General features: G+C 70.6%; 16 protein-coding genes. 6 read left to right on the top strand and 10 right to left on the bottom strand.

Annotated features, from left to right (window positions below):
- Position 1: 1 nt before the first annotated feature.
- From ACFXJ5_RS10600 to hrcA, 4 genes are all read right to left on the bottom strand, one after another.
- Positions 2-742 carry a 16S rRNA (uracil(1498)-N(3))-methyltransferase gene (locus ACFXJ5_RS10600; RefSeq protein WP_384629776.1) on the bottom strand — a complete coding sequence of 247 codons (741 nt, stop codon included), beginning with the start codon at positions 740-742 and terminating at the stop codon, positions 2-4.
- The gene (locus tag ACFXJ5_RS10595) at positions 739-1,821 is read right to left on the bottom strand and encodes a nitronate monooxygenase (protein WP_384629774.1); all 1,083 of its coding nucleotides are present in this window, start codon (positions 1,819-1,821) and stop codon (positions 739-741) included. The genes ACFXJ5_RS10600 and ACFXJ5_RS10595 overlap by 4 nt, the downstream gene beginning before the upstream one ends.
- A 78-nt stretch (positions 1,822-1,899) precedes the next feature.
- The gene (gene dnaJ / locus ACFXJ5_RS10590; protein WP_384629772.1) at positions 1,900-3,042 is read right to left on the bottom strand and encodes a molecular chaperone DnaJ; all 1,143 of its coding nucleotides are present in this window, start codon (positions 3,040-3,042) and stop codon (positions 1,900-1,902) included.
- Positions 3,043-4,059, bottom strand: a complete 1,017-nt coding sequence (hrcA, locus tag ACFXJ5_RS10585) for a heat-inducible transcriptional repressor HrcA (RefSeq protein WP_384629770.1) — start codon at positions 4,057-4,059, stop codon at positions 3,043-3,045.
- A 128-nt stretch (positions 4,060-4,187) separates the two neighbouring features.
- On the opposite strand from hrcA, the gene ACFXJ5_RS10580 reads away from it, so the two are divergent.
- Positions 4,188-4,895, top strand: coding sequence for an MBL fold metallo-hydrolase (locus ACFXJ5_RS10580; RefSeq protein ID WP_384629768.1), 708 nt, complete (start codon positions 4,188-4,190; stop codon positions 4,893-4,895).
- Between the two features lie 32 nt (positions 4,896-4,927).
- On the top strand, positions 4,928-5,752 hold the full coding sequence (locus ACFXJ5_RS10575; protein WP_384629765.1) for a DUF3097 domain-containing protein: 825 nt from the start codon (positions 4,928-4,930) through the stop codon (positions 5,750-5,752).
- Here the strand turns inward: ACFXJ5_RS10575 and ACFXJ5_RS10570 are convergent.
- The 3 genes from ACFXJ5_RS10570 to ACFXJ5_RS10560 form a co-directional block, all read right to left on the bottom strand.
- The gene (locus ACFXJ5_RS10570) at positions 5,736-6,308 is read right to left on the bottom strand and encodes a Uma2 family endonuclease (RefSeq protein WP_384629762.1); all 573 of its coding nucleotides are present in this window, start codon (positions 6,306-6,308) and stop codon (positions 5,736-5,738) included. The genes ACFXJ5_RS10575 and ACFXJ5_RS10570 overlap by 17 nt on opposite strands.
- A gap of 102 nt (positions 6,309-6,410) precedes the next feature.
- Positions 6,411-7,652: a radical SAM family heme chaperone HemW gene (gene hemW, locus ACFXJ5_RS10565; protein ID WP_384629760.1), complete on the bottom strand. Its 1,242-nt coding sequence runs from the start codon at positions 7,650-7,652 to the stop codon at positions 6,411-6,413.
- A 43-nt stretch (positions 7,653-7,695) separates the two neighbouring features.
- Complete coding sequence (locus ACFXJ5_RS10560; RefSeq protein WP_384630068.1) at positions 7,696-9,480, bottom strand: SpoIIE family protein phosphatase; 1,785 nt, start codon at positions 9,478-9,480, stop codon at positions 7,696-7,698.
- A gap of 239 nt (positions 9,481-9,719) precedes the next feature.
- On the opposite strand from ACFXJ5_RS10560, the gene ACFXJ5_RS10555 reads away from it, so the two are divergent.
- On the top strand, positions 9,720-13,799 hold the full coding sequence (locus tag ACFXJ5_RS10555) for a HAMP domain-containing protein (protein ID WP_384629757.1): 4,080 nt from the start codon (positions 9,720-9,722) through the stop codon (positions 13,797-13,799).
- Entirely contained in the window at positions 13,796-14,446 is a 651-nt protein-coding gene (locus tag ACFXJ5_RS10550; protein WP_384629755.1) for a two-component system response regulator, read from the top strand. Before ACFXJ5_RS10555 ends, ACFXJ5_RS10550 begins: the two co-directional genes overlap by 4 nt.
- Positions 14,447-14,473: 27 nt before the next feature.
- Here the strand turns inward: ACFXJ5_RS10550 and ACFXJ5_RS10545 are convergent, their stop codons facing one another.
- From ACFXJ5_RS10545 to lepA, 3 genes are all read right to left on the bottom strand, one after another.
- Positions 14,474-16,351, bottom strand: a complete 1,878-nt coding sequence (locus ACFXJ5_RS10545) for an AMP-dependent synthetase/ligase (RefSeq protein ID WP_384629752.1) — start codon at positions 16,349-16,351, stop codon at positions 14,474-14,476.
- 214 nt (positions 16,352-16,565) lie between these two features.
- Positions 16,566-16,820 (bottom strand): hypothetical protein, encoded by a 255-nt coding sequence (locus ACFXJ5_RS10540; protein WP_384629749.1) that lies wholly within the window; start codon positions 16,818-16,820, stop codon positions 16,566-16,568.
- A gap of 157 nt (positions 16,821-16,977) precedes the next feature.
- Positions 16,978-18,843, bottom strand: a complete 1,866-nt coding sequence (gene lepA / locus ACFXJ5_RS10535) for a translation elongation factor 4 (RefSeq protein WP_384629747.1) — start codon at positions 18,841-18,843, stop codon at positions 16,978-16,980.
- 187 nt (positions 18,844-19,030) lie between these two features.
- Between lepA and rpsT the strand changes: the two genes are divergently transcribed.
- Together rpsT and ACFXJ5_RS10525 are read left to right on the top strand one after the other, a co-directional pair.
- Positions 19,031-19,297: a 30S ribosomal protein S20 gene (gene rpsT / locus ACFXJ5_RS10530; RefSeq protein ID WP_384629744.1), complete on the top strand. Its 267-nt coding sequence runs from the start codon at positions 19,031-19,033 to the stop codon at positions 19,295-19,297.
- A gap of 259 nt (positions 19,298-19,556) precedes the next feature.
- A complete protein-coding gene (locus tag ACFXJ5_RS10525) occupies positions 19,557-20,438 on the top strand; it encodes a hypothetical protein (protein WP_384629741.1) in 882 nt (293 codons plus the stop codon).
- The last annotated feature ends 12 nt before the right edge of the window (positions 20,439-20,450 follow it).

Raw genomic sequence — 20,450 nt, 5'->3', positions numbered from 1 at the left:
GTCAGCCCCAGCGCCCGGTCCGCCCCAGCAGCAGTGCCGTCGCCGCGACCCCCGCCGTGGACGTGCGCAGCACGGTCGGGCCGAGCCGGTACGGCTTGGCGCCGGCGGTGGCGAAGGCGTCGAGCTCGTCCGGGGCGACGCCGCCTTCGGGGCCGACGACGAGGACGATGTCGCCGTCGTCCGGGAGGGCGGCGGCGGCGAGCGGTTGCGAGCCCTCCTCGTGGAGGACGGCGGCGAAGGCTGCGGCGCCGAGGAGGTCGGCGACCTGACGGGTCGTCATGAGGTCGGCCACGTCGGGGAACCGGAGGCGGCGGGACTGCTTGGCGGCCTCGCGGGCGGTGGAGCGCCACTTGGCGAGGGCCTTGGCGCCGCGCTCGGCCCGCCACTGGGTGACGCAGCGGGCGGCGGCCCAGGGCACGATCGCGTCGACGCCGGTCTCGGTCATCGTCTCGACCGCCAGCTCGCCCCGGTCGCCCTTGGGGAGGGCCTGGACGACGGTGATCCGGGGGCGGGGGGCGGGCTCGGCCCTGACCTGTGTCACGTCGACCTCGAGGTGGTCCTTGCCCTCGGCCGCCGCGACGCGGCCGTACGCACCCGTGCCCGCGCCGTCGGTCAGCACGATGTCCTCGCCGGCCCGCAGCCGCCGTACGGAGACCGCGTGGCGGCCCTCGGTGCCGGACAGCACGATCCGCCCGACGGCGAGCGGCTGCTCGGGGCCGACGATGAAGACCGGGGCGGTCACAGGGCGCTCCCGGAACCGGTCCTGGCGGCCATCGCGCCACGGGCGGCGTCGCATTCGGAGACCAGGAGCTCGACCAGGCGGGCCGCCGGGAGGTCCCGGGCGAGGCGGTGTCCCTGGCCCGCCCACAGGGCCATGGCCTGCACGTCACCGGCGACCGCCGCGGCCTTCCGCAGCGGCGAGGTGAGGTGGTGGACCTGCGGGTAGGCGGCGGGGGCGTACCGGCCGTGCTCGCGCATGAAGCGGTTGACCAGGCCGCGGGCGGGACGGCCGGAGAAGGCCCGGGTGAGCTCGGTGTGGGTGAAGACGGGGTCGGTGACGGCCCGCTTGTGCAGGGCGTTGGCCCCCGATTCCGGGGTCACCAGAAACGCCGTGCCGAGCTGCGCCGCGTCCGCGCCGACGGCCAGCACCGAGGCGATCTGGTCGCCGCGCATCAGCCCGCCCGCCGCGATCACCGGCAGCTGCACCGCCTCACGCACCTGCGGCACCAGCGCCAGCAGCCCCACCCCGGCGCCGTCCAGCTCGGGGTCGTCGCGGTGGGTGCCCTGGTGGCCGCCGGCCTCGACGCCCTGAACGCACACCGCGCCCGCGCCCGCGTACTGCGCGGCCAGCGCCTCGGCGGCCGAGGTGACGGTGACCACGGTGACCGTGCCGACGTCCGCCAGCGCGTCCAGCGTGTCGCGGTCCGGGCAGCCGAAGGTGAAGCTCACCACCGGCACCGGGTTGTCGAGGAGTATCGCCAGCTTGGCGTCGTACGCGTCGTCGCTGCCGGAGTCCGGGTCGCCCAGCGGGGTGTCGTACCAGGCGGCCTCACCGGCCAACTGCTCGGCGTAGCACTCGACGGCGGAGCGGTCGGCGGTCGCGGGCTGCGGCATGAAGAGATTCATGCCGAACGGATTCGAGGTCAGGCTGCGGACCTGCTTGATCTCCTCGTACATCGCCGCCGGCGTCTTGTACCCGGCGGCCAGGAAGCCGAGCCCTCCGGCGTCGCTCACGGCGGCGGCGAGCGTCGGGTTCGACGCACCGCCGGCCATGGGCGCCTGGACGATGGGGTACGCGGAAAGCTCGGTCAGCGCTGGCATGAGGCCATCGTTTCATGGCGGAGGGCGGGGCGTTTTGCCGCACCCCGCCCCCTGCCACCACCGGCCGGACCGGAACCGCTACCGGCCGTTGAACGCGTCCTTGAGCCGCGAGAACAACCCCTGCTGCCCGGGCTGGAATTGGCCGAGCGGCCGCTCCTCGCCGCGCAGCTTCGCCAGGCGCCGCAGCACCTCCTCCTGGTCGGGGTCGAGCTTGCTCGGGGTCATGACCTCGACGTGGACGATCAGATCGCCGCGCCCGCCGCCCCTCAGGTGGGTGATGCCGCGCTGGTGGAGCGGGATCGACTGGCCGGACTGGGTGCCGGGCCGGATGTCGACCTCCTCCAGGCCGTCCAGGGTCTCCAGGGGGCACTTCGTGCCGAGCGCGGCGGCCGTCATGGGCAGGGTGACCGTGCAGTGGAGGTCGTCGCCGCGCCGCTGGAAGACCGGGTGCGGCAGCTCGCGGATCTCGACGTACAGGTCGCCCGCCGGACCGCCGCCGGGGCCGACCTCGCCCTCACCGGCGAGCTGGATCCGCGTCCCGTTGTCGACGCCGGCCGGGATCTTGACCGTGAGGGTCCTGCGCGACCTGACCCGGCCGTCGCCCGCGCACTCGGGGCACGGCGTGGGCACGACGGTCCCGAAGCCCTGGCACTGCGGGCAGGGCCGCGAGGTCATGACCTGGCCGAGGAAGGACCGGGTGACCTGGGAGACCTCACCGCGGCCGCGGCACATGTCGCAGGTCTGCGCCGAGGTGCCCGGAGCCGCGCCTTCGCCGGCACACGTGCCGCACGTCACAGCCGTGTCGACCTGGATGTCCTTGGTGGTGCCGAAGGCCGCCTCGTCGAGCTCGATCTCCAGCCGGATCATCGCGTCCTGGCCGCGCCGGGTCCGCGAGCGCGGCCCGCGCTGCGACTGCTGCCCGAAGAAGGCGTCCATGATGTCGCTGAAGTTGCCGAAGCCCGCGCCGAAGCCGCCCGCACCGCCCGCGCCGGCACCGCCGGTCGCCGACAGGGGGTCGCCGCCGAGGTCGTAGACCTGCTTCTTCTGCGGGTCGGAGAGCACCTCGTAAGCGGCGTTGATCTCCTTGAACCGCTCCTGGGTCTTCGGATCCGGATTGACGTCCGGGTGCAGTTCGCGCGCGAGCCGGCGGAATGCCTTCTTGATCTCGTCCTGGCCCGCGTCGCGGCGCACACCCAGGACGGCGTAGTAGTCCGTCGCCACTTACGACTCCGCCAGGATCTGTCCGACGTAACGTGCCACTGCGCGTACCGCTCCCATCGTTCCGGGGTAGTCCATGCGGGTCGGTCCGACCACGCCGAGTTTTGCCACCGCCTCGTCGCCCGAACCGTAGCCGACGGCGACCACCGATGTGGAGTTCAGGCCCTCATGGAAGTTCTCGTGACCGATTCGCACGGTCATGCCCGAGTCCTTGGCCTCGCCGAGCAGCTTCAGGAGCACCATCTGCTCCTCGAGTGCTTCGAGCACGGGACGGATCGTCAGCGGGAAATCGTGGTTGAAGCGGGTCAGGTTCGCGGTGCCGCCGAGCATGATCCGCTCCTCGGTCTCCTCGACCAGCGTCTCCAGCAGGGTGGCGAGCACGATCGAGACGGCCGGCCGGTCGTCCTGCTCGAAGCCCTCCGGCAGATCCTGCACCAGAGGCGGCACATCCGCGAAACGGCGGCCCACCACCCGGCTGTTCAGCCGGGCCCGCAGATCAGCCAGCACCGTCTCGCCGACCGGCGCCGGGCAGTCCACCAGCCGCTGCTCGACCCGTCCGGTGTCCGTGATCAGTACGAGCATGATGCGGGCCGGAGCCAGCGCGAGCAGCTCGACATGACGGACGGTGGAACGGGTCAGCGACGGGTACTGCACCACCGCGACCTGCCGGGTCAGCTGCGCCAGCAGCCGCACCGTGCGGCCCACGACGTCGTCAAGATCGACAGCGCTGTCCAGGAAGTTCTGGATCGCCCGCCGCTCCGCCGTCGACAGCGGCTTGACGCCCGCGAGCTTGTCGACGAAGAGCCGATAGCCCTTGTCGGTGGGGACCCGGCCCGCGCTGGTGTGGGGCTGGTGGATATAGCCCTCGTCCTCCAGCACCGCCATGTCGTTACGGACCGTGGCGGGCGACACCCCGAGGCTGTGCCGCTCCGTGAGCGCCTTGGAGCCCACCGGCTCCTCCGTACCCACGTAGTCCTGGACGATGGCGCGCAACACTTCGAGCCGACGTTCGCTGAGCACCAGCGCACACCTCCAGACTTTCTCACCCGTCACCCTGGCACTCATGTCGGAGGAGTGCCAGCTTCCCCGCAGCCAGTGTACGGCGCGGTAGCAAGGCCCCGGCAAGGGCGGCCCGATACGGTCGCCGCGTGACTACCGACGGCTGGGAGCGTCTTGCCCCCGGGGTGGCCCGGCGGCGGCTGCCCTTCCTCGACGTGACCATCGGCGTCGTGACCGGTGACGACGGCGTCCTCGTGATCGACACCGGCTCCACCCTCGCGGAGGGCGCTCAGCTGCGCAAGCAGATCACCGCCCTCACCGGGCGCCCTGTGACCGACATCGCGCTCACCCACGGCCACTTCGACCACGTCTTCGGTGCCGCCGCCTTCCCCGGCGTGCGGATCCACGGCGGCGTGACCCTCGACACCTACCTGGACCGCGAACGCCCCTCCCTGCCCCGGGACGCGGTCACGTACGGTGCCGACCCTGCCTCCGCCGCCGAGGCCGCCGCCGCTCTCGTACGCCCCGGCAACCTCGTCTCCGGGCACCATGAACTCGACCTCGGCGGCCGCCGGGTCCTCCTGGTCCACCCCGGCGCCGGCCACACCACGCACGACCTGGCGGTCGTCGTCCCCGGCACTCCCCGCGTCGTCTTCTGCGGCGACCTGGTCGAGGAGTCCGGCGAACCCCAGGCCGGCCCGGACGCGTCCCCGGCCGCCTGGCCCGCCACCCTGGACGAGCTGCTCCGGCTGGGCGGCGACGGTGCCCTGTACGTCCCCGGCCACGGCGCGGTGGTGGACGCGCGGTTCGTACGCGCCCAACGGGACACACTGGCCGCGCGTTTCGGCCCGTCCTAGTGCCGGGAGGGGCACTAGATACGATCTGCCTCATGCGCAGCAGGAGTTACGGTCCCGACCTCACCCCGCCGTGGAAGAAGAAGGCCCCCGCGCCCGAGGTCGCCGCCGAACCCGGCCTCGTCGTCGAAGAGGCCACCACCGGTTTCTGCGGTGCCGTCATCCGCTGCGAGAAGTCCGCCGAGGGCCCCACCGTCACCCTCGAAGACCGCTTCGGCAAGCACCGCGTCTTCCCCCTCACCCCCCGCGGCTTCCTCCTCGAGGGCCGGCAGGTCACGCTCGTCCGCCCCTCCCCCGGCGCCCCCCGCACCCCCGCCCGCACCGCCTCCGGCTCCCTCGCCGTCCCCGGCGCCCGCGCCCGGGTCGCCCGCGCCGGCCGCATCTACGTCGAGGGCCGCCACGACGCGGAACTGGTCGAACGCGTCTGGGGCGACGACCTCCGCATCGAGGGCGTCGTCGTCGAATACCTGGAGGGCGTCGACGACCTCCCCGCGATCGTGGCCGAATTCAGCCCCGGACCGGACGCCCGGCTGGGTGTCCTGGTCGACCACCTGGTGCCGGGCAGCAAGGAGTCCCGTATCGCGGCTCAGGTCACGGGGGCGGACGTGCTCGTGGTCGGCCACCCCTACATCGACGTCTGGGAGGCCGTGAAGCCCTCCTCCGTCGGGATTCCGGGCTGGCCCACCGTCCCGCGCGGCCAGGACTGGAAGACGGGAGTGTGCCGGGCGCTGCGCTGGCCGGAGAACACGGGGGCGGCCTGGCAGCGGATTCTGGGCTGCGTGCGCAGCTACAAGGACCTGGAGCCCGAGCTGCTGGGGCGGGTGGAGGAGCTGATCGACTTCGTCACGGCGCCTTCATGACGTCGGGGAGCGTGCCGAACTCCGAAGTGTCGAGCGTCACGCCCACGGCGTCGAGAGGAACCGGCTCTCCGAATTTACTGGTCCGCTCGGCGCGGTAATCGGCTTGCTCGCCGACGCCGCCAGGTTCGGTAAGGACCACGCACTTGGCCGAGAAAGGGTCAATGATCAGGTACGTGGGTACACCCCCCGCCGCGTAGATCGACCGCTTGGTCACATAGTCGCGGAGCTTGCTCGTCTTGGACACCACCTCGACGAGCATCGTGACAAGTCCAGCGGGCAGCAGCCGCCCGGACAGGGGAGCCGAGTCCCGAGCCAGTACAACGAGATCGGGCTGAGGCTCACTGGCCTCGCGGAGGAGATCGATGTCCTGCGTCTGCAGCCTGTGCCAGCGATCACGGGGAATCGCGTCCTGAACCGTCTGCACGATGAGGTTGTGGACCAGGTCCGGCCCCGCCATCATCACGATTTCCCCCCTGAGGAGCTCCACCTTGACACCCTCGGGAGCCTCAAGACTCTCGAAGAACTCAGTCATCCGGCGATCATCCACAGCGGTCATCTCCGTGGCCCTCCACTTCCCGCTGCCGTCTGCACGGCAGCAGCCTAGGAACAGCCTAGGCAGCCGCACCGCGAATCCGCACCGGTTCACTCCGGCGAGTGATCAGTCGACCAGGTCCCGGACGACCGCATCCGCCAGCAACCGCCCGCGCAGGGTGAGGACGGCGCGCCCGTCCGCGTAAGGACCGCTCTCCAGGAGGCCGTCGCTTACCGCGCGCTGCGCGGCGGCCGCACCGGCCGGCTTGAGCAAGTCCAGCGGGCACCCCTCCACGAGCCGCAGCTCGAGCAGGATGCGCTCGACCCGGCGGTCCTCGTCAGCCAGCACTTCCCGCCCGGCGCCGGGCGTACGCCCCTCCCCGAGCGCCTGCGCATACGCGCCGGGATGCTTGACGTTCCACCAGCGCACGCCGCCGACGTGGCTGTGGGCGCCGGGCCCGGCGCCCCACCAGTCGGCGCCGCGCCAGTACAGCTCGTTGTGGCGGCAGCGCCCGGAGACGGAGGCCGCCCAGTTGGAGACTTCGTACCAGTCGAAGCCCGCGGCGGCGAACCTCTCGTCGGCGATCAGGTAGCGGTCGGCGTGGACGTCGTCGTCCGTCATCGGGACCTCGCCCCGCCGGATGCGCCGTGCGAGCTGCGTGCCCTCCTCCACGATCAGCGCGTACGCCGACACGTGGTCCGGGCCGGCGCCGATCGCGGCGTCCAGGGAGGCCCGCCAGTCGTCGTCGGACTCGCCCGGGGTGCCGTAGATGAGGTCGAGGTTGACGTGGTCGAAGCCGGCCGCCCGCGCCTCGGCGACGCACGCCTCGGGGCGGCCGGGGGTGTGCTGCCGGTCCAGCACCCGCAGCACGTGCTGCTTGGCACTCTGCATGCCGAAGGAGACCCGATTGAAGCCGCCCTCCCGCAGCTCGGCCAGATAGCCGGGGTCCACGGACTCCGGATTGGCCTCGGTCGTCACCTCGGCACCGTCCGCGAGCCCGAACTCGTCCCGGATCGCGCCCAGCATCCGCACCAGGTCACCCGCGGCCAGCAGCGTCGGCGTGCCGCCGCCCACGAAAACGGTCTCGACGGCGCGCGGGTCGTCCCCCAGCACCTTCCGCGCGAGCCGGATCTCCTCGATCAGCGTGTCGGCGTAGTTGCCACGAGAGGCCAGGGCGCCACCGCTGCCCCGCAGCTCGCTCGCCGTGTACGTGTTGAAGTCGCAGTAGCCGCACCGCGCCGCGCAGTAGGGAACGTGCAGGTAGAACCCCAGCGGGCGCTCCCCGGCACCGGCGAGCGCGGCGATGGGCAGGGCGCCGTTCTCGGGCAGGGGCTCGCCGTCAGGCAGTACGGAAGGCATGCCACCCATTGTCCGGCATCGGGACGGCGACTCGGTGCGCCCGGACAGCGACTCACTGCGCCTGGAGAACGAGCAGCGCCAGATCGTCGTCCGGCGGGGCCGCGTCGTACTCGTGCACCGCCCGCCGGATCCGCTCCGCCACCGCACCGGCACCGAGCCCCGCGCAGGCCGACAGGGCGGTCGTGAGGCCGTCGTCGTCGTCGAACTGGCGGTTGCCATTGCGCCGCTCGGTGACCCCGTCCGTCACGCACAGGAGCGTGTCGCCCGGCCCGAGGTCGAAGGACTCGCTCTCGTACCGGGCGTCGTCGGTGATCCCGAGCAGTATCTGCGGGAGGGCGACGGCCCGCACCTGCCCGTCGGCGGCGGAGAGGAGGAGCGGCAGCGGGTGCCCGGCGCTGGCGAGGGTGCAGCGGGCGCCGCGGCCGGTGCAGTGCGGCACGATCTCGCCGTACAGCAGGGAGAGAAAACGCGGCGGTTCACCGCCGAGCGCGGCGGCGGCCTCGTCGGCAAGGGCGCGGTTGAGCCGGTCCAGGACCTCGGCGACCCCGTAGCCCTCGCGAGCGAGCAGCCGCATCACCGGCCGGGCCAGCCCGGTGACGGCGGCCGCCTCGGGGCCGTTGCCCTGGACGTCGCCGAGGGCGAAGCACCAGCGGCCGCCGCCGGCCGGGAAGAGGTCGTAGAAGTCGCCGCCGACGACATCGGCGCCGGTGGGCTCGTAGACGATGGCGGTCTCTACGCCGGGGATGCGGGCGATGGTGGCGGGCAGCAGTCCGCGCTGCAGGACCTGGCTGATCATGGCCTGGCGGGCGTACTGCCGGGCCGTGCCGATCGCGAGGGCCACCCGGCGGGCGAAGTCCTCGATGAGCCCGATGACCTCGTCGGGGATGCGCATGAGCCCTGTACGGCCGAGCAGCAGCGTGCCGTGGCAGCGGCTGCCGACGATCAGCGGGCAGGCGAGGGCGGCACCCCCGGGGTCGAAGGTCTCGGCGGCGACGGGCCAGGGCCAGGGCATGGCGCCGGGGCGGACCGGTGCGGAGGTGGAGAAGGGCGGCGGGTCCTTCTCCAGGATCATGCGGAGCCCGTCGATGCGGTTCTCGGAGAGGTGCCAGACACGGGCCAGCCGGGGCTCGCTCTCCGGGCCCTCCGGATTGAGCCAGACCGCGCACCAGTCGGCGAGCCGGGGGACCAGCAGCTGGCCGGCCAGCGAGGCGACCATGTCCTCGTCGAGCTGGCCGGCGAGCAGGTCGGAGGCCTCGGCGAGGAAGGAGAGCGAGCCGCGGCTGATCCAGTCGCTGTCGTGCCGCCGGTACGTACGCAGCGGGGCGGGCGCGAGGATCTCGGCGGCCCGCAGGTCGCGCTGGAGGGCGCGGTCGCCCTCGGTGAGGTCCGCGGCCGGCTCGCCCTCGGGCTCGACGGTGATCCGGGACCAGATGGTCTTGAGGTCGCGCCGGTAGGTGATCCCCCACTCCTCCGAGAACGCGGCGACGAGCTGCAGTCCGCGCCCTCCTTCGCGCCCCTCGCGCTCCATTTCCACCGGGTTGCGGATCACCCGCGCGGGGTGGTGGTCGGAGACCTCGATGACCAGCCCGCACGGCTCGCACAGCGTGTCCAGCCGGCACAGCACCTCGGCGGTCGTGCCCGCGTGGATGACGGCGTTCGTCACCAGCTCGCTCACGACCAGCACGGCGTCGTCCACGACCCGGTCGCTGACCCCGTCGACCGGCCAGACGTCCCGGGTGGTCCACTCGGCGAGCGCGGCGCGTACGAATTTGCGCGCGGCGGAGGCGGCGAGCTGGTTCCCGGGCAGGCTGGTACGGGAAACGAACTCGCGCGGCATGGAATCTGGCCCCACTGTGCGGCTCCTGAGCAGATCCGGCATTGCGCCCTTAGTGGCAGGGTCAGCGTGACAGACTGAGCGGGCTCGTAAGCGCCGAGTCACCGAAGAAGGCCGTCATGGCTCTTAAATCGGCTGTTCCCGCCCCTGATTCCGCCTCTTCCGCCCGAATACGTCAGCAGATCGAACCCCAGCACGAATCCCCGTCGGCCCCACCCGGGCTCAGGCCGCTGCTGACAGCGATGAGAGCCCTGGCCGACGGCGACTTCCGGGCGCGGCTCGACGGTCCGTACGAGGGCGTGATGGCCGAACTGGCCGAGGTCTTCCACCAGATCGTGGCCCGCGAGCAGCACTTCGCCACCGAGCTGACCCGGGTCCGCCGCGAGGTGGTCCGCCAGGGCAGGCTCGACGAGCGGCTGTCGCCGAGTCCGGGGCAGGGCTCGTGGGCGATGAGCGTGCAGGCCACCAACGCCCTGATCGACGCCCTGGTCATACCGGCGGCCACCGCCACCCGCGTGCTCGACGCGGTCGCGGGCGGCGACCTCACGCAGCGCGTGGACCTGCACGACGGCAACCGGCCGCTGCGCGGTGATCTGCGGCGGCTGGGGCGGGCGGTGAACCGCATGGTGGACCAGCTCTCGCTGTTCACCGGCGAGGTGACCCGGGTCGCCCGTGAGGTCGGTACGGAAGGGCGGCTGGGCGGTCGCGCCAAGGTGCAGGGCCTGTCCGGCAGTTGGCGGGACGTGACCGAGGCCGTCAACACGATGGCCGCCCGGCTGACGGCCCAGGTGCGGGACATCGCCGTGGTGACGACGGCGGTGGCACGCGGCGATCTGACCCGGCAGGTGACGGTGGAGGCGACCGGCGAGTTGCTGGAGCTGAAGCTGACGGTCAACACGATGGTCGATCAGCTGTCCGCCTTCGCCGACGAGGTGACGCGCGTCGCCCGCGAGGTCGGCACCGAGGGCCAGTTGGGCGGCCGCGCCCAGGTCCGGGGCGTGTCGGGGGTCTGGAAGGACCTCACCGACAACGTCAACTTCATGGCGTCCAACCTGACGTCGCAGGTCCGCAACATCGCGCAGGTCACCACCGCCGTCGCCAACGGCGACCTCAGCCAGAAGATCACGGTCGACGCGCAGGGCGAGATCCTTCAGCTCAAGTCGACCGTCAACACCATGGTCGACCAGCTGTCCGCCTTCGCCGACGAGGTGACGCGCGTCGCCCGCGAGGTCGGCACCGAGGGCCAGTTGGGCGGCCGCGCCCACGTCCGGGGCGTGTCGGGGGTCTGGAAGGACCTCACCGACAACGTCAACTTCATGGCCGACAACCTCACCTCCCAGGTCCGCAACATCGCCCAGGTGGCGACCGCCGTGGCCCAGGGCGATCTGGGCAAGACCATCACCGTCGAGGCCAAGGGCGAGATCCTGGAGCTGAAGTCGACCATCAACACGATGGTCGACCAGCTCTCCGCCTTCGCCGACGAGGTGACGCGCGTCGCCCGCGAGGTCGGCACCGAGGGCAATCTCGGCGGCCAGGCACAGGTCCGGGGCGTCAGCGGCGTATGGAAGGACCTGACGGACAACGTCAACTTCATGGCATCCAACCTGACGTCGCAGGTCCGCAACATCGCGCAGGTCACCACGGCGGTCGCCAACGGCGACCTCTCCAAGAAGATCACGGTCGACGCGCGCGGCGAGATCCTGGAGCTCAAGGACACCGTCAACACCATGGTGGAGCAGCTGCGCGCGTTCGCCGACGAGGTGACGCGCGTCGCCCGCGAGGTCGGCACCGAGGGCCGGCTCGGCGGCCGCGCCCAGGTGCTGGGGGTGTCGGGGGTCTGGAAGGACCTCACCGACAACGTCAACTTCATGGCCGACAACCTCACCTCCCAGGTCCGCAACATCGCGCAGGTCACCACGGCCGTCGCCAACGGCGACCTGTCCAAGAAGATCGACGTGGACGCGCGTGGCGAGATCCTGGAGCTGAAGACCGCCATCAACACGATGGTCGACACCCTGTCCTCCTTCTCCTCCGAGGTCACCCGCGTCGCCCGCGAGGTCGGCACCGAGGGCCGGCTCGGCGGCCAGGCCCGCGTCGAGGGCGTCTACGGCACCTGGAAGCGCCTCACGACCAACGTCAACGACCTGGCGTCCAACCTCACCACCCAGGTCCGTGCCATCGCCGAGGTCGCCTCCGCCGTCGCCCAGGGCGACATGTCGCGCTCCATCACCGTGGAGACCCAGGGCGAGGTCGACGAGCTCAAGGACAACATCAACCTCATGGTGTCCAACCTCCGCGAGACCACCCGCGCCAAGGACTGGCTGGAGTCCAACCTCGCCCGCCTGGCGGGTCTGATGCAGGGCCACCGCGACCTGATGGAGGTCGCCGACCTGATCCTGCGCGAGCTGACCCCGCTGGTGAACGCCCAGTACGGCGCCTTCTTCCTCGCCGAGACCGACACCACCGGCCAGAACCAGAACAAGGGCCTGGCCTTCATCGCCGGTTACGGATCGGCGCAGGGCGCCACCGTCGACACCCCCGGCATGCCCGGGCACGGCCTCGTACGGCAGGCGGCGATCGAGAAGAAGCGGATCCTGATGGAGGAGGCCCCGCCCGACTACATCAAGATCAATTCAGGGCTGGGCGAGGCCGCCCCGGCCAGCGTCGTCATCATCCCGATCCTCTTCGAGGACAAGCTGCTCGGCGTCATCGAACTGGCCTCCTTCTCCCGCTTCTCCGATGTCCACCTGGCCTTCTTCGACCAGTTCGTGAACACCATCGGCGTGGCCATCAACACCATCATCGCCAACTCCCGTACGGAGTCGCTGCTCAGCGAGTCCCAGCGGCTCGCCATGCAGCTCCAGGAACGCTCCGACGAACTCCAGCGCCAGCAGGCCGAGTTGCAGCGGAGCAACGCCGAACTGGAGGAGAAGGCCGCCCTGCTGGCCACCTCCTCGCAGTACAAGTCGGAGTTCCTGGCCAACATGTCGCACGAGCTGCGCACCCCGCTCAACTCCCTGCTGATCCTGGCCCGCCTGCTCGGCGACAATCCCGACGGCCGGCTGTCCGAGCAGGAGGTGCAGTTCGCGACCACCATCCACCGCTCGGGCTCCGACCTCCTCCAGCTGATCAACGACATCCTCGACCTGTCCAAGATCGAGGCCGGCCGGATGGACGTACGTCCCAAGAAGCTGCCGTTGATCAAGGTGCTGGACTACGTCCACGCCACCTTCCGCCCGATCACCCTCGACCGGGGCCTGGCCTTCGAGGTCGCGGTCGGCGAGGGCGTACCGCGCGAGATGTTCTCCGACGAGCAGCGGCTCCAGCAGATCCTGCGCAATCTGCTGTCCAACGCCATCAAGTTCACCTCGCAGGGCCGGGTCGAGCTGCGCGTGTCCCGCTACCGGGGCGAGGGCGCCGGCACCGACGAGGAACTGATCGCCTTCTCGGTCAAGGACACCGGCATCGGGATCGCCCCCGACAAGCTGCCCGTCATCTTCGAGGCCTTCCAGCAGGCCGACGGCACCACCAACCGCAAGTACGGCGGCACCGGCCTCGGCCTGTCCATCAGCCGCGAGATCGCCGGGCTGCTCGGCGGCCGCATCGTCGCCGAGAGCGAGCCGGGCCGGGGCTCCACCTTCACGCTGTACGTCCCCGCGGTCTACGCGGGCGGCCAGTCCGGCGGCGTCGGCCCGGGCGGCGGTCCCGGCTGGGAGCCCGAGCCCGGGACGCTGCCCGGCCCCCCGGTCGCGGGAGAGCACGACACCGCCGGTGACGGCGAGTTCCGCCTCACGATGCTCGCCGACCAGGACGACACCTGGCCCACCACCTCCCGCCTGGAGGAGTGGCGCGACGGCCGGGCGGGCCGGATCCTGCCCGGCAGCCGGGTGCTGATCGTCGACGACGACATCCGCAATGTCTTCGCCCTGACCCATGTGCTCGGGCGGGTCGGCATGCCGGTCCTCTACGCGGAGAACGGCCGCGAGGGCATCGAGACCCTGGAGCGGCAACCGGACGTGGCCCTGGTCCTGATGGACATCATGATGCCGGAGATGGACGGCTACGAGACCATCGAGGCCATCCGCCGCACCGCCCGCTGGGCCGACCTGCCGATCATCGCCCTCACCGCCAAGGCCATGCCCGGCGACCGCGAGAAGTCCATCGCCTGCGGCGCCAACGACTACGTACCCAAACCGGTGGACGTCGACCGGCTGCTCAGCGTCGCCTGCGCCCTGCTCGCCCCGGAGCAGGACGACGGCGAAGGCCCCGACGACCCCGACCGCCCGGATGATCCCGTCGACCACGCGAGGCCCACGCCATGACTTCAGGTGCCGCTGCGGCTGCCGCACGTGCCGACCAGGCGGGAATCCTGCTCGTCGACGACATGGAGGACAACCTGGTCGCCCTGGAGGCGGTCCTCGGCTCGCTCAACCAGCCGCTGGTGCGCGCCCGTTCCGGCGAGGAGGCGATGAAGGCGCTGCTGCGCCAGGACTTCGCGGTCGTACTCCTCGACGTCCTCATGCCGGGCATGGACGGCTTCGAGACCGCCGCCAACATCAAGCGCCTCGACCAGACCAAGGACATCCCGATCATCTTCCTGACCGGCAACGACCTCGACACCAGCTTCGCGTTCCGCGGCTACGCCACCGGCGCCGCCGACTATCTCACCAAGCCCTTCGACCCCTGGGTGCTGCGCGCGAAGGTCACCGTCTTCCTCGACCTGCACCGCAAGACCCGGCAGCTCGCCGTCCAGGCCGAGCAGCTGCGCGAGCTGCTGGTACGCGACCTCGTCACCGCCGAGCACAAGCACCTGGCCGACATCGACGAACGGCTCTGCGCGGTCGAGCGGCAGCTGTCCTGCGACGACCGCGACGACGTCGCCGAACTCGGCCGCCGCGTCGCCGGCATGGAACGCGCCTTCCAGGCGCTGCGCACCGAGCACGCCCAGGGGCGCGGCCACCCCGCGTGAGCAGGGCGGCCGCCGACCCGTTTACGTCTACGCCTCGCGCGTTCCCGCGTACATGTCGTCGATCAGGTCCTTGAACTCCCGCTCCACGACCGGCCGCTTGAGCTTCAGGCTCGGCGTCAGGTCGCCGTGCTCCACGTCGAGGTCGCGCGGCAGCACACGGAAGGTCTTGATCTGCTGCCAGCGCTGGAGACCGTCGTTGACCCGCTGGACGTAGCCGGCGATCAGCTCGCGCACCTCCTCGGAGGTCACGACGTCGGCGTACGGCTTGCCGTCGAGGCCGTTCTCCGTCGCCCATCCCAGGATCGTGGGCTCGTCGAGGGCGAGCAGCGCGCTGCAGAAGTTACGGTCGGCGCCGATGACCAGCACATTGCTGACGAACGGGCACACCGCCTTGAACTGGCCCTCGACCTCGGCCGGGGCGATGTACTTGCCGCCCGAGGTCTTGATCAGGTCCTTCTTGCGGTCGGTGATCTTGAGATAGCCGTCGGCGGACAGCTCGCCGATGTCGCCGGTGTGGAACCAGCCGTCGGACTCCAGCACCTCCGCCGTCTTCTCCGGCAGCCCGTGGTAGCCCTGCATGATGCCTGGGCCGCGCAGCAGGATCTCGCCGTCCTCCGCGATCCGGACCTCGGTGCCGGGGAAGGGCTTGCCCACGGTGCCGGTGCGGTAGGCCTCGCCCGGGTTGAGGAAGCTCGCGGCGCTGGACTCGGTGAGGCCGTAGCCCTCGAGGATGTGGATGCCGGCGCCGGAGAAGAAGTAGCCGATCTCGGGGGCGAGAGCGGCGGAGCCGGAGACGCAGGCGCGCAGCCGGCCGCCGAATGCCTCGCGGAGCTTGCCGTAGACGAGCTTGTCGGCGACCGCGTGCTTCGCGGCGAGGCCGAAGGGCGCGCTGGGGGTCCCGGTGCGCCGGAAGTTGTCCTGGGTGACCTTGCCGTACTCGCGGGCGACCTCGGCCGCCCACTTGAAGATCGCGTACTTGGCGCCGCCGCCCGCGCGGGCCTTGGCGGCGACCCCGTTGTAGACCTTCTCGAAGATCCGGGGCACGGCCGCCATGTACGTCGGCCGCACCACCGGCAGATTCTCGATGATCTTGTCGACCCGGCCGTCCACGGCGACGACCCCGCCGACCGTGATGTGCCCGGCGATCAGCACCTTGCCGAAGACGTGCGCCAGCGGCAGCCACAGGTACTGGACGTCGTCGTCGGTCAGCAGGTCGATCGCCTGGATCGCCCGGCCCATGTACGACCACGAGTCCTGCGCCAGCCGTACGCCCTTGGGGCGGCCCGTGGTGCCGGAGGTGTAGATCAGCGTCGCGAGCTGGTCCCTGGTCTGCGCGGCCACCGCCTTCGTCACGGCGTCCGGGTTCTTCTCCAGGTACGCCGCTCCGCGCTGCTCCAGGTCGGCCAGCGACAGCGCCCAGCCGTCGTCGCCGAGCTCGGCGCCCGCCGGGTCGATCACGACCACATGGGCCAGCTCGGGCAGCTCACCGCGCCGCTCGACGGCCTTGGCCAGCTGCGTCGCGTCCTCGGCGATCAGCACCCGGCTGCCGGAGTCGGCCAGGATGAAGGCGGTCTCGTCCGCGTTCGTACTCGGGTAGACGGTGGTGGTGGCCGCGCCGGCGCAGAGAATGCCCAGGTCCGCCAGGATCCACTCGACCCGGGTCGCCGAGGCGATCGCCACCCGCTCCTCGGGCCGTACGCCCAGGTCCATCAGGCCGGCCGCGATGGAGAAGATCCTGCTCGCGGCCTGCCTCCAGGTCAGCGTCCGCCACTCCTCGGGGCCACCGCCCGCCGCCGGTACCGGGTAGCTGTACGCATCGGCGTCGGGCGTCGCCTCGACCCGCTCAAGGAAGAGCGTCGCCACGGAGGGCGGCCGATTCTCGATCAACGTCTGCGTGTCCGTCACGACAACCTCCGGGAGCCCGCCTCTTTGCTGGGTTAACTCGCGAGTAACCAACGAGTCGTGATCAGGGTAGAGAAATGACACCCGCTTTGTAAGGGGCTACGGCTGCCGCGATGCAACCGTGACGAGTGAGGTACGTGACACATACACGTATTCGGACACGCGTCCACGCAAACGGCGGGCCCGCCCGGAACCGGCGGGCCCGCCGACCCGCGCACTAGCCGCCGAGCGGCAGGCCACCGACCATCGGGGACGTGCCGCCGGTCTTGCCCACACCGCCCAGCACCTCGCCGGCCTTGCCGGTGACGGCCTTCAGGCCGGTCTTGGTGATCGCGTCCTTGGCTTCCAGAAGCTTCGTCGCACCGTCACCCAGCGGCAGCGTGCCGCTGTCTGCGAACGCCGGGGCCGCACCCGCCGCGCCCAGCGCGATCATGGAACCGGCGACGATCGCGGCGGCCTTCGTGTACTTCACTTCAGTTCCCCTTCCGCAGCGGCGCCCTTCGCCGCTGTCACCATGAGTAACGGCGACAGCGGCCCACCAGAAACCGCGAATGCCCGGCTTTTTCGCCAATCACCCATTTGCCGCACAAGGGGGGGTTAAGGGGGTCAGGGCACCGAGGGCCCCGGGATCACTTCTTCTTGGCCGCGTTCTCGTCGCTGGACAGCACCGCGATGAACGCCTCCTGCGGCACCTCCACCGAGCCGACCATCTTCATCCGCTTCTTGCCTTCCTTCTGCTTCTCCAGCAGCTTCCGCTTGCGGGAGATGTCACCGCCGTAGCACTTGGCGAGGACGTCCTTGCGGATGGCGCGGATGGTCTCGCGGGCGATGACCCGCGAGCCGATGGCCGCCTGGATGGGCACCTCGAAGGCCTGCCTCGGGATGAGCTCACGCAGCTTGGCGACGAGCCGCACGCCGTACGCGTAGGCCGCGTCCTTGTGGGTGACGGCGGAGAAGGCGTCGACCTTGTCGCCGTGCAGCAGGATGTCGACCTTGACCAGGCTGGCCGACTGCTCGCCCGTGGGCTCGTAGTCGAGCGAGGCGTAGCCCCGGGTCTTGGACTTCAGCTGGTCGAAGAAGTCGAAGACGATCTCGGCGAGCGGGAGGGTGTAGCGGATCTCCACGCGGTCCTCGGAGAGGTAGTCCATGCCCAGCAGCGTGCCGCGGCGGGTCTGGCACAGCTCCATGATCGAGCCGATGAACTCGGTGGGCGCGAGGATCGTGGCCCGTACGACCGGCTCGAAGACCTCGTCGATCTTGCCCTCGGGGAACTCGCTCGGGTTGGTGACCGTGTGCTCCTTACCGTCCTCCATGATCACGCGGTAGACCACGTTGGGGGCGGTGGCGATCAGGTCGAGGCCGAACTCGCGCTCCAGGCGCTCGCGGATCACGTCGAGGTGCAGCAGCCCGAGGAAGCCCACGCGGAAGCCGAAGCCGAGAGCCGCGGAGGTCTCCGGCTCGTAGACCAGCGCGGCGTCGTTGAGCTGAAGCTTCTCCAGGGCCTCGCGGAGGTCCGGGTACTCCGAGCCGTCCAGCGGATACAGGCCCGAGAACACCATCGGCTTGGGGTCCTTGTAACCGCCGAGCGCCTCGGTGGCGCCCTTCGCGAGGGAGGTGATCGTGTCACCGACCTTCGACTGCCGGACGTCCTTCACGCCGGTGATGATGTAGCCCACCTCGCCGACGCCGAGGCCGTCGGCCGGGGTCATCTCGGGCGAGGAGACACCGATCTCCAGCAGCTCGTGGGTGGCGCCGGTGGACATCATCCTGATGCGCTCGCGCTTGTTGAGCTGTCCGTCGACGACACGGACGTACGTCACGACACCGCGGTAGGAGTCGTACACCGAGTCGAAGATCATCGCGCGGGCGGGGGCGTCCTTGACGCCGACCGGCGCCGGGACGTCCCGGACCACGCGGTCGAGCAGCGCGTCCACGCCGATACCGGTCTTCGCGGAGACCTTGAGCACGTCCTCGGGCTGGCAGCCGATGAGGTTGGCGAGCTCCTCGGAGAACTTCTCGGGCTGCGCGGCCGGCAGGTCGATCTTGTTGAGCACCGGGACGATGGTGAGGTCGTTCTCCATCGCCAGGTAGAGGTTGGCCAGGGTCTGCGCCTCGATGCCCTGCGCGGCGTCGACCAGCAGGACCGTACCCTCGCAGGCCGCGAGCGAGCGCGAGACCTCGTACGTGAAGTCCACGTGGCCCGGGGTGTCGATCATGTTGAGGATGTGGGTGCTGCCGACGCCCTCGCCGGTGTTCGGCGCCCAGGGCAGCCGGACGGCCTGCGACTTGATCGTGATGCCGCGCTCACGCTCGATGTCCATCCGGTCCAGATACTGGGCTCGCATCTGCCGCTGGTCCACCACACCGGTCAGCTGGAGCATCCGGTCGGCGAGCGTCGACTTGCCGTGGTCGATGTGCGCGATGATGCAGAAGTTGCGGATCAGCGCCGGGTCGGTACGGCTCGGCTCCGGCACGTGGAGAGGGGTCGCGGGCACGCAGGGTCCAGTCTGGTCGGAAGGATCGATACGTCAGGATGGAAGGATGTCGGCCTCCATAGTCCCATGTCCGCGGCCCGACGTCGGTTTGGGCCGCCGGTGGCACGGCTGGTAACCTGAACCACTGCGCTTCGTGCCCTCTCAGCCGAGGCGCTCACCCGGAACGAATGAAGGAAAAGGCTCTTTCGTGGCGAACATCAAGTCCCAGATCAAGCGGAACAAGACCAACGAGAAGGCGCGCCTGCGCAACAAGGCCGTCAAGTCCGAGCTCAAGACGGCCATCCGCCGCACCCGTGAGGCCGTGGCCGCCGGTGACGCCGAGAAGGCCACCGAGGCTGCCCGTCTGGCCGCCAAGAAGCTCGACAAGGCCGTGAGCAAGGGCGTCATCCACAAGAACCAGGCCGCCAACAAGAAGTCGGCGCTGGCCGGTCAGGTCTCGGGCATCAACGCCTGACCTTCCGTTTCACCGCTTTACGCACCACCAGCTTTGAGCACCAGCACTACGCACCACCGCCGGAAACCGGAAGCAGCGGCCCCTCTACCGCCCGGACCGGCACCACAAGCTCAGACCCTGCCCGCGGCCTGCGTTCGCCACGCGGGGGCAGGGAGACGAAGGCCCTCGCACCGGTCGGTGCGAGGGCCTTCGTCATGCACCCGTAACGATCTGGGCGTACTGGCGCCGGGATGACTATGTGCTGCTTTATCGTCACGTCATGTCCACGCCGCCTGAGCAGCCACAGTCGTCGCAGCCGCCCTCCGCGCCGCCGTCCCAGCCGCCGTCCCAGCCGCCGTCCCAGCCCACGCTGCCGGCACAGCCGAGCGCCTATCCGTACCCCAACCCGCAGTCGCCCGGCGGCTACGGCCCGCCGCCCTCCGTACCGCCCCAGCAGAATCCGTACGCCCAGCCGCAGCTCCAGCTCCCGCCCGGCGGCTACGCGCCCCCGCCACCACCGGTCAGATCCGGCGGAGCCGGCCGCGCAATCCTGTGGATCCTGCTCGGCGCCCTGGTCGCCTCCGCGTTCTGGGCCGGCGGTGTCGTCCTGCTCGGCGGCGACAACACCCCGAAGGCGGACCTGCGCGGCTACCAGGCCACGTCCAACCTCTGCTCCTCGGTCGACTACTCCTCATTCAAGAACGAGTACCCGCAGGTCGACAGCAGCCCCATCCACAGCGCCCTCAAGGCGGACGCACTCGACGAGAGCTACTGCAGCATCTCGCTGAAGAAATCCAGCTCGTCCTACTCCGACGCCTACTTCTCCGTCCAGGTCGACCTCCACCACGCCACCGACCCCGGCCCCGAGTTCACCGCCCAGTGGGAGAACTACGGCGACCGCTACGACGGTTACCAGGTCGAGAAGGTCACCGGCATAGGCGACGAGGCCTACGTCGTCACCGAGGACACCACCAGCGGCACCACCTCCGGCTCCCGCGCCGCCACTCTCGCCGTCCGCGACGGCTGGATGACGTACCAGATGAGCTGGAGCGTCTACCTCTCCTCCTACGACAGCGACACGGACCCGCCCCAGGTCGACGAGGCCACGCAATGGCTCAAGACCGACACCAAGGCCACCCTGGAGAAGCTCAAGGCGGCCTGACGCCCACCCCCG

Origin of the sequence: Streptomyces sp. NPDC059373, assembly GCF_042751495.1 — a bacterium.
Classification (GTDB): Bacteria; Actinomycetota; Actinomycetes; order Streptomycetales; family Streptomycetaceae; genus Actinacidiphila.
Note: the sequence above shows the minus strand (reverse complement) of the source record. Positions and strands in the feature narration are given on the sequence as shown.

What these genes read in the sequence shown, in the direction of transcription:
- hemW (WP_384629760.1), bottom strand. Translation starts at nt 7,652, where the DNA reads ATGGGTGGCATGCCTTCCGTACTGCCTGACGGCGAGCCCCTGCCCGAG.
- ACFXJ5_RS10575 (WP_384629765.1), top strand. Translation starts at nt 4,928, where the DNA reads ATGCGCAGCAGGAGTTACGGTCCCGACCTCACCCCGCCGTGGAAGAAG.
- ACFXJ5_RS10555 (WP_384629757.1), top strand. Translation starts at nt 9,720, where the DNA reads ATGAGAGCCCTGGCCGACGGCGACTTCCGGGCGCGGCTCGACGGTCCG.
- ACFXJ5_RS10570 (WP_384629762.1), bottom strand. Translation starts at nt 6,308, where the DNA reads ATGACCGCTGTGGATGATCGCCGGATGACTGAGTTCTTCGAGAGTCTT.
- ACFXJ5_RS10595 (WP_384629774.1), bottom strand. Translation starts at nt 1,821, where the DNA reads ATGCCAGCGCTGACCGAGCTTTCCGCGTACCCCATCGTCCAGGCGCCC.
- ACFXJ5_RS10560 (WP_384630068.1), bottom strand. Translation starts at nt 9,480, where the DNA reads ATGCCGCGCGAGTTCGTTTCCCGTACCAGCCTGCCCGGGAACCAGCTC.
- ACFXJ5_RS10550 (WP_384629755.1), top strand. Translation starts at nt 13,796, where the DNA reads ATGACTTCAGGTGCCGCTGCGGCTGCCGCACGTGCCGACCAGGCGGGA.
- ACFXJ5_RS10525 (WP_384629741.1), top strand. Translation starts at nt 19,557, where the DNA reads ATGTCCACGCCGCCTGAGCAGCCACAGTCGTCGCAGCCGCCCTCCGCG.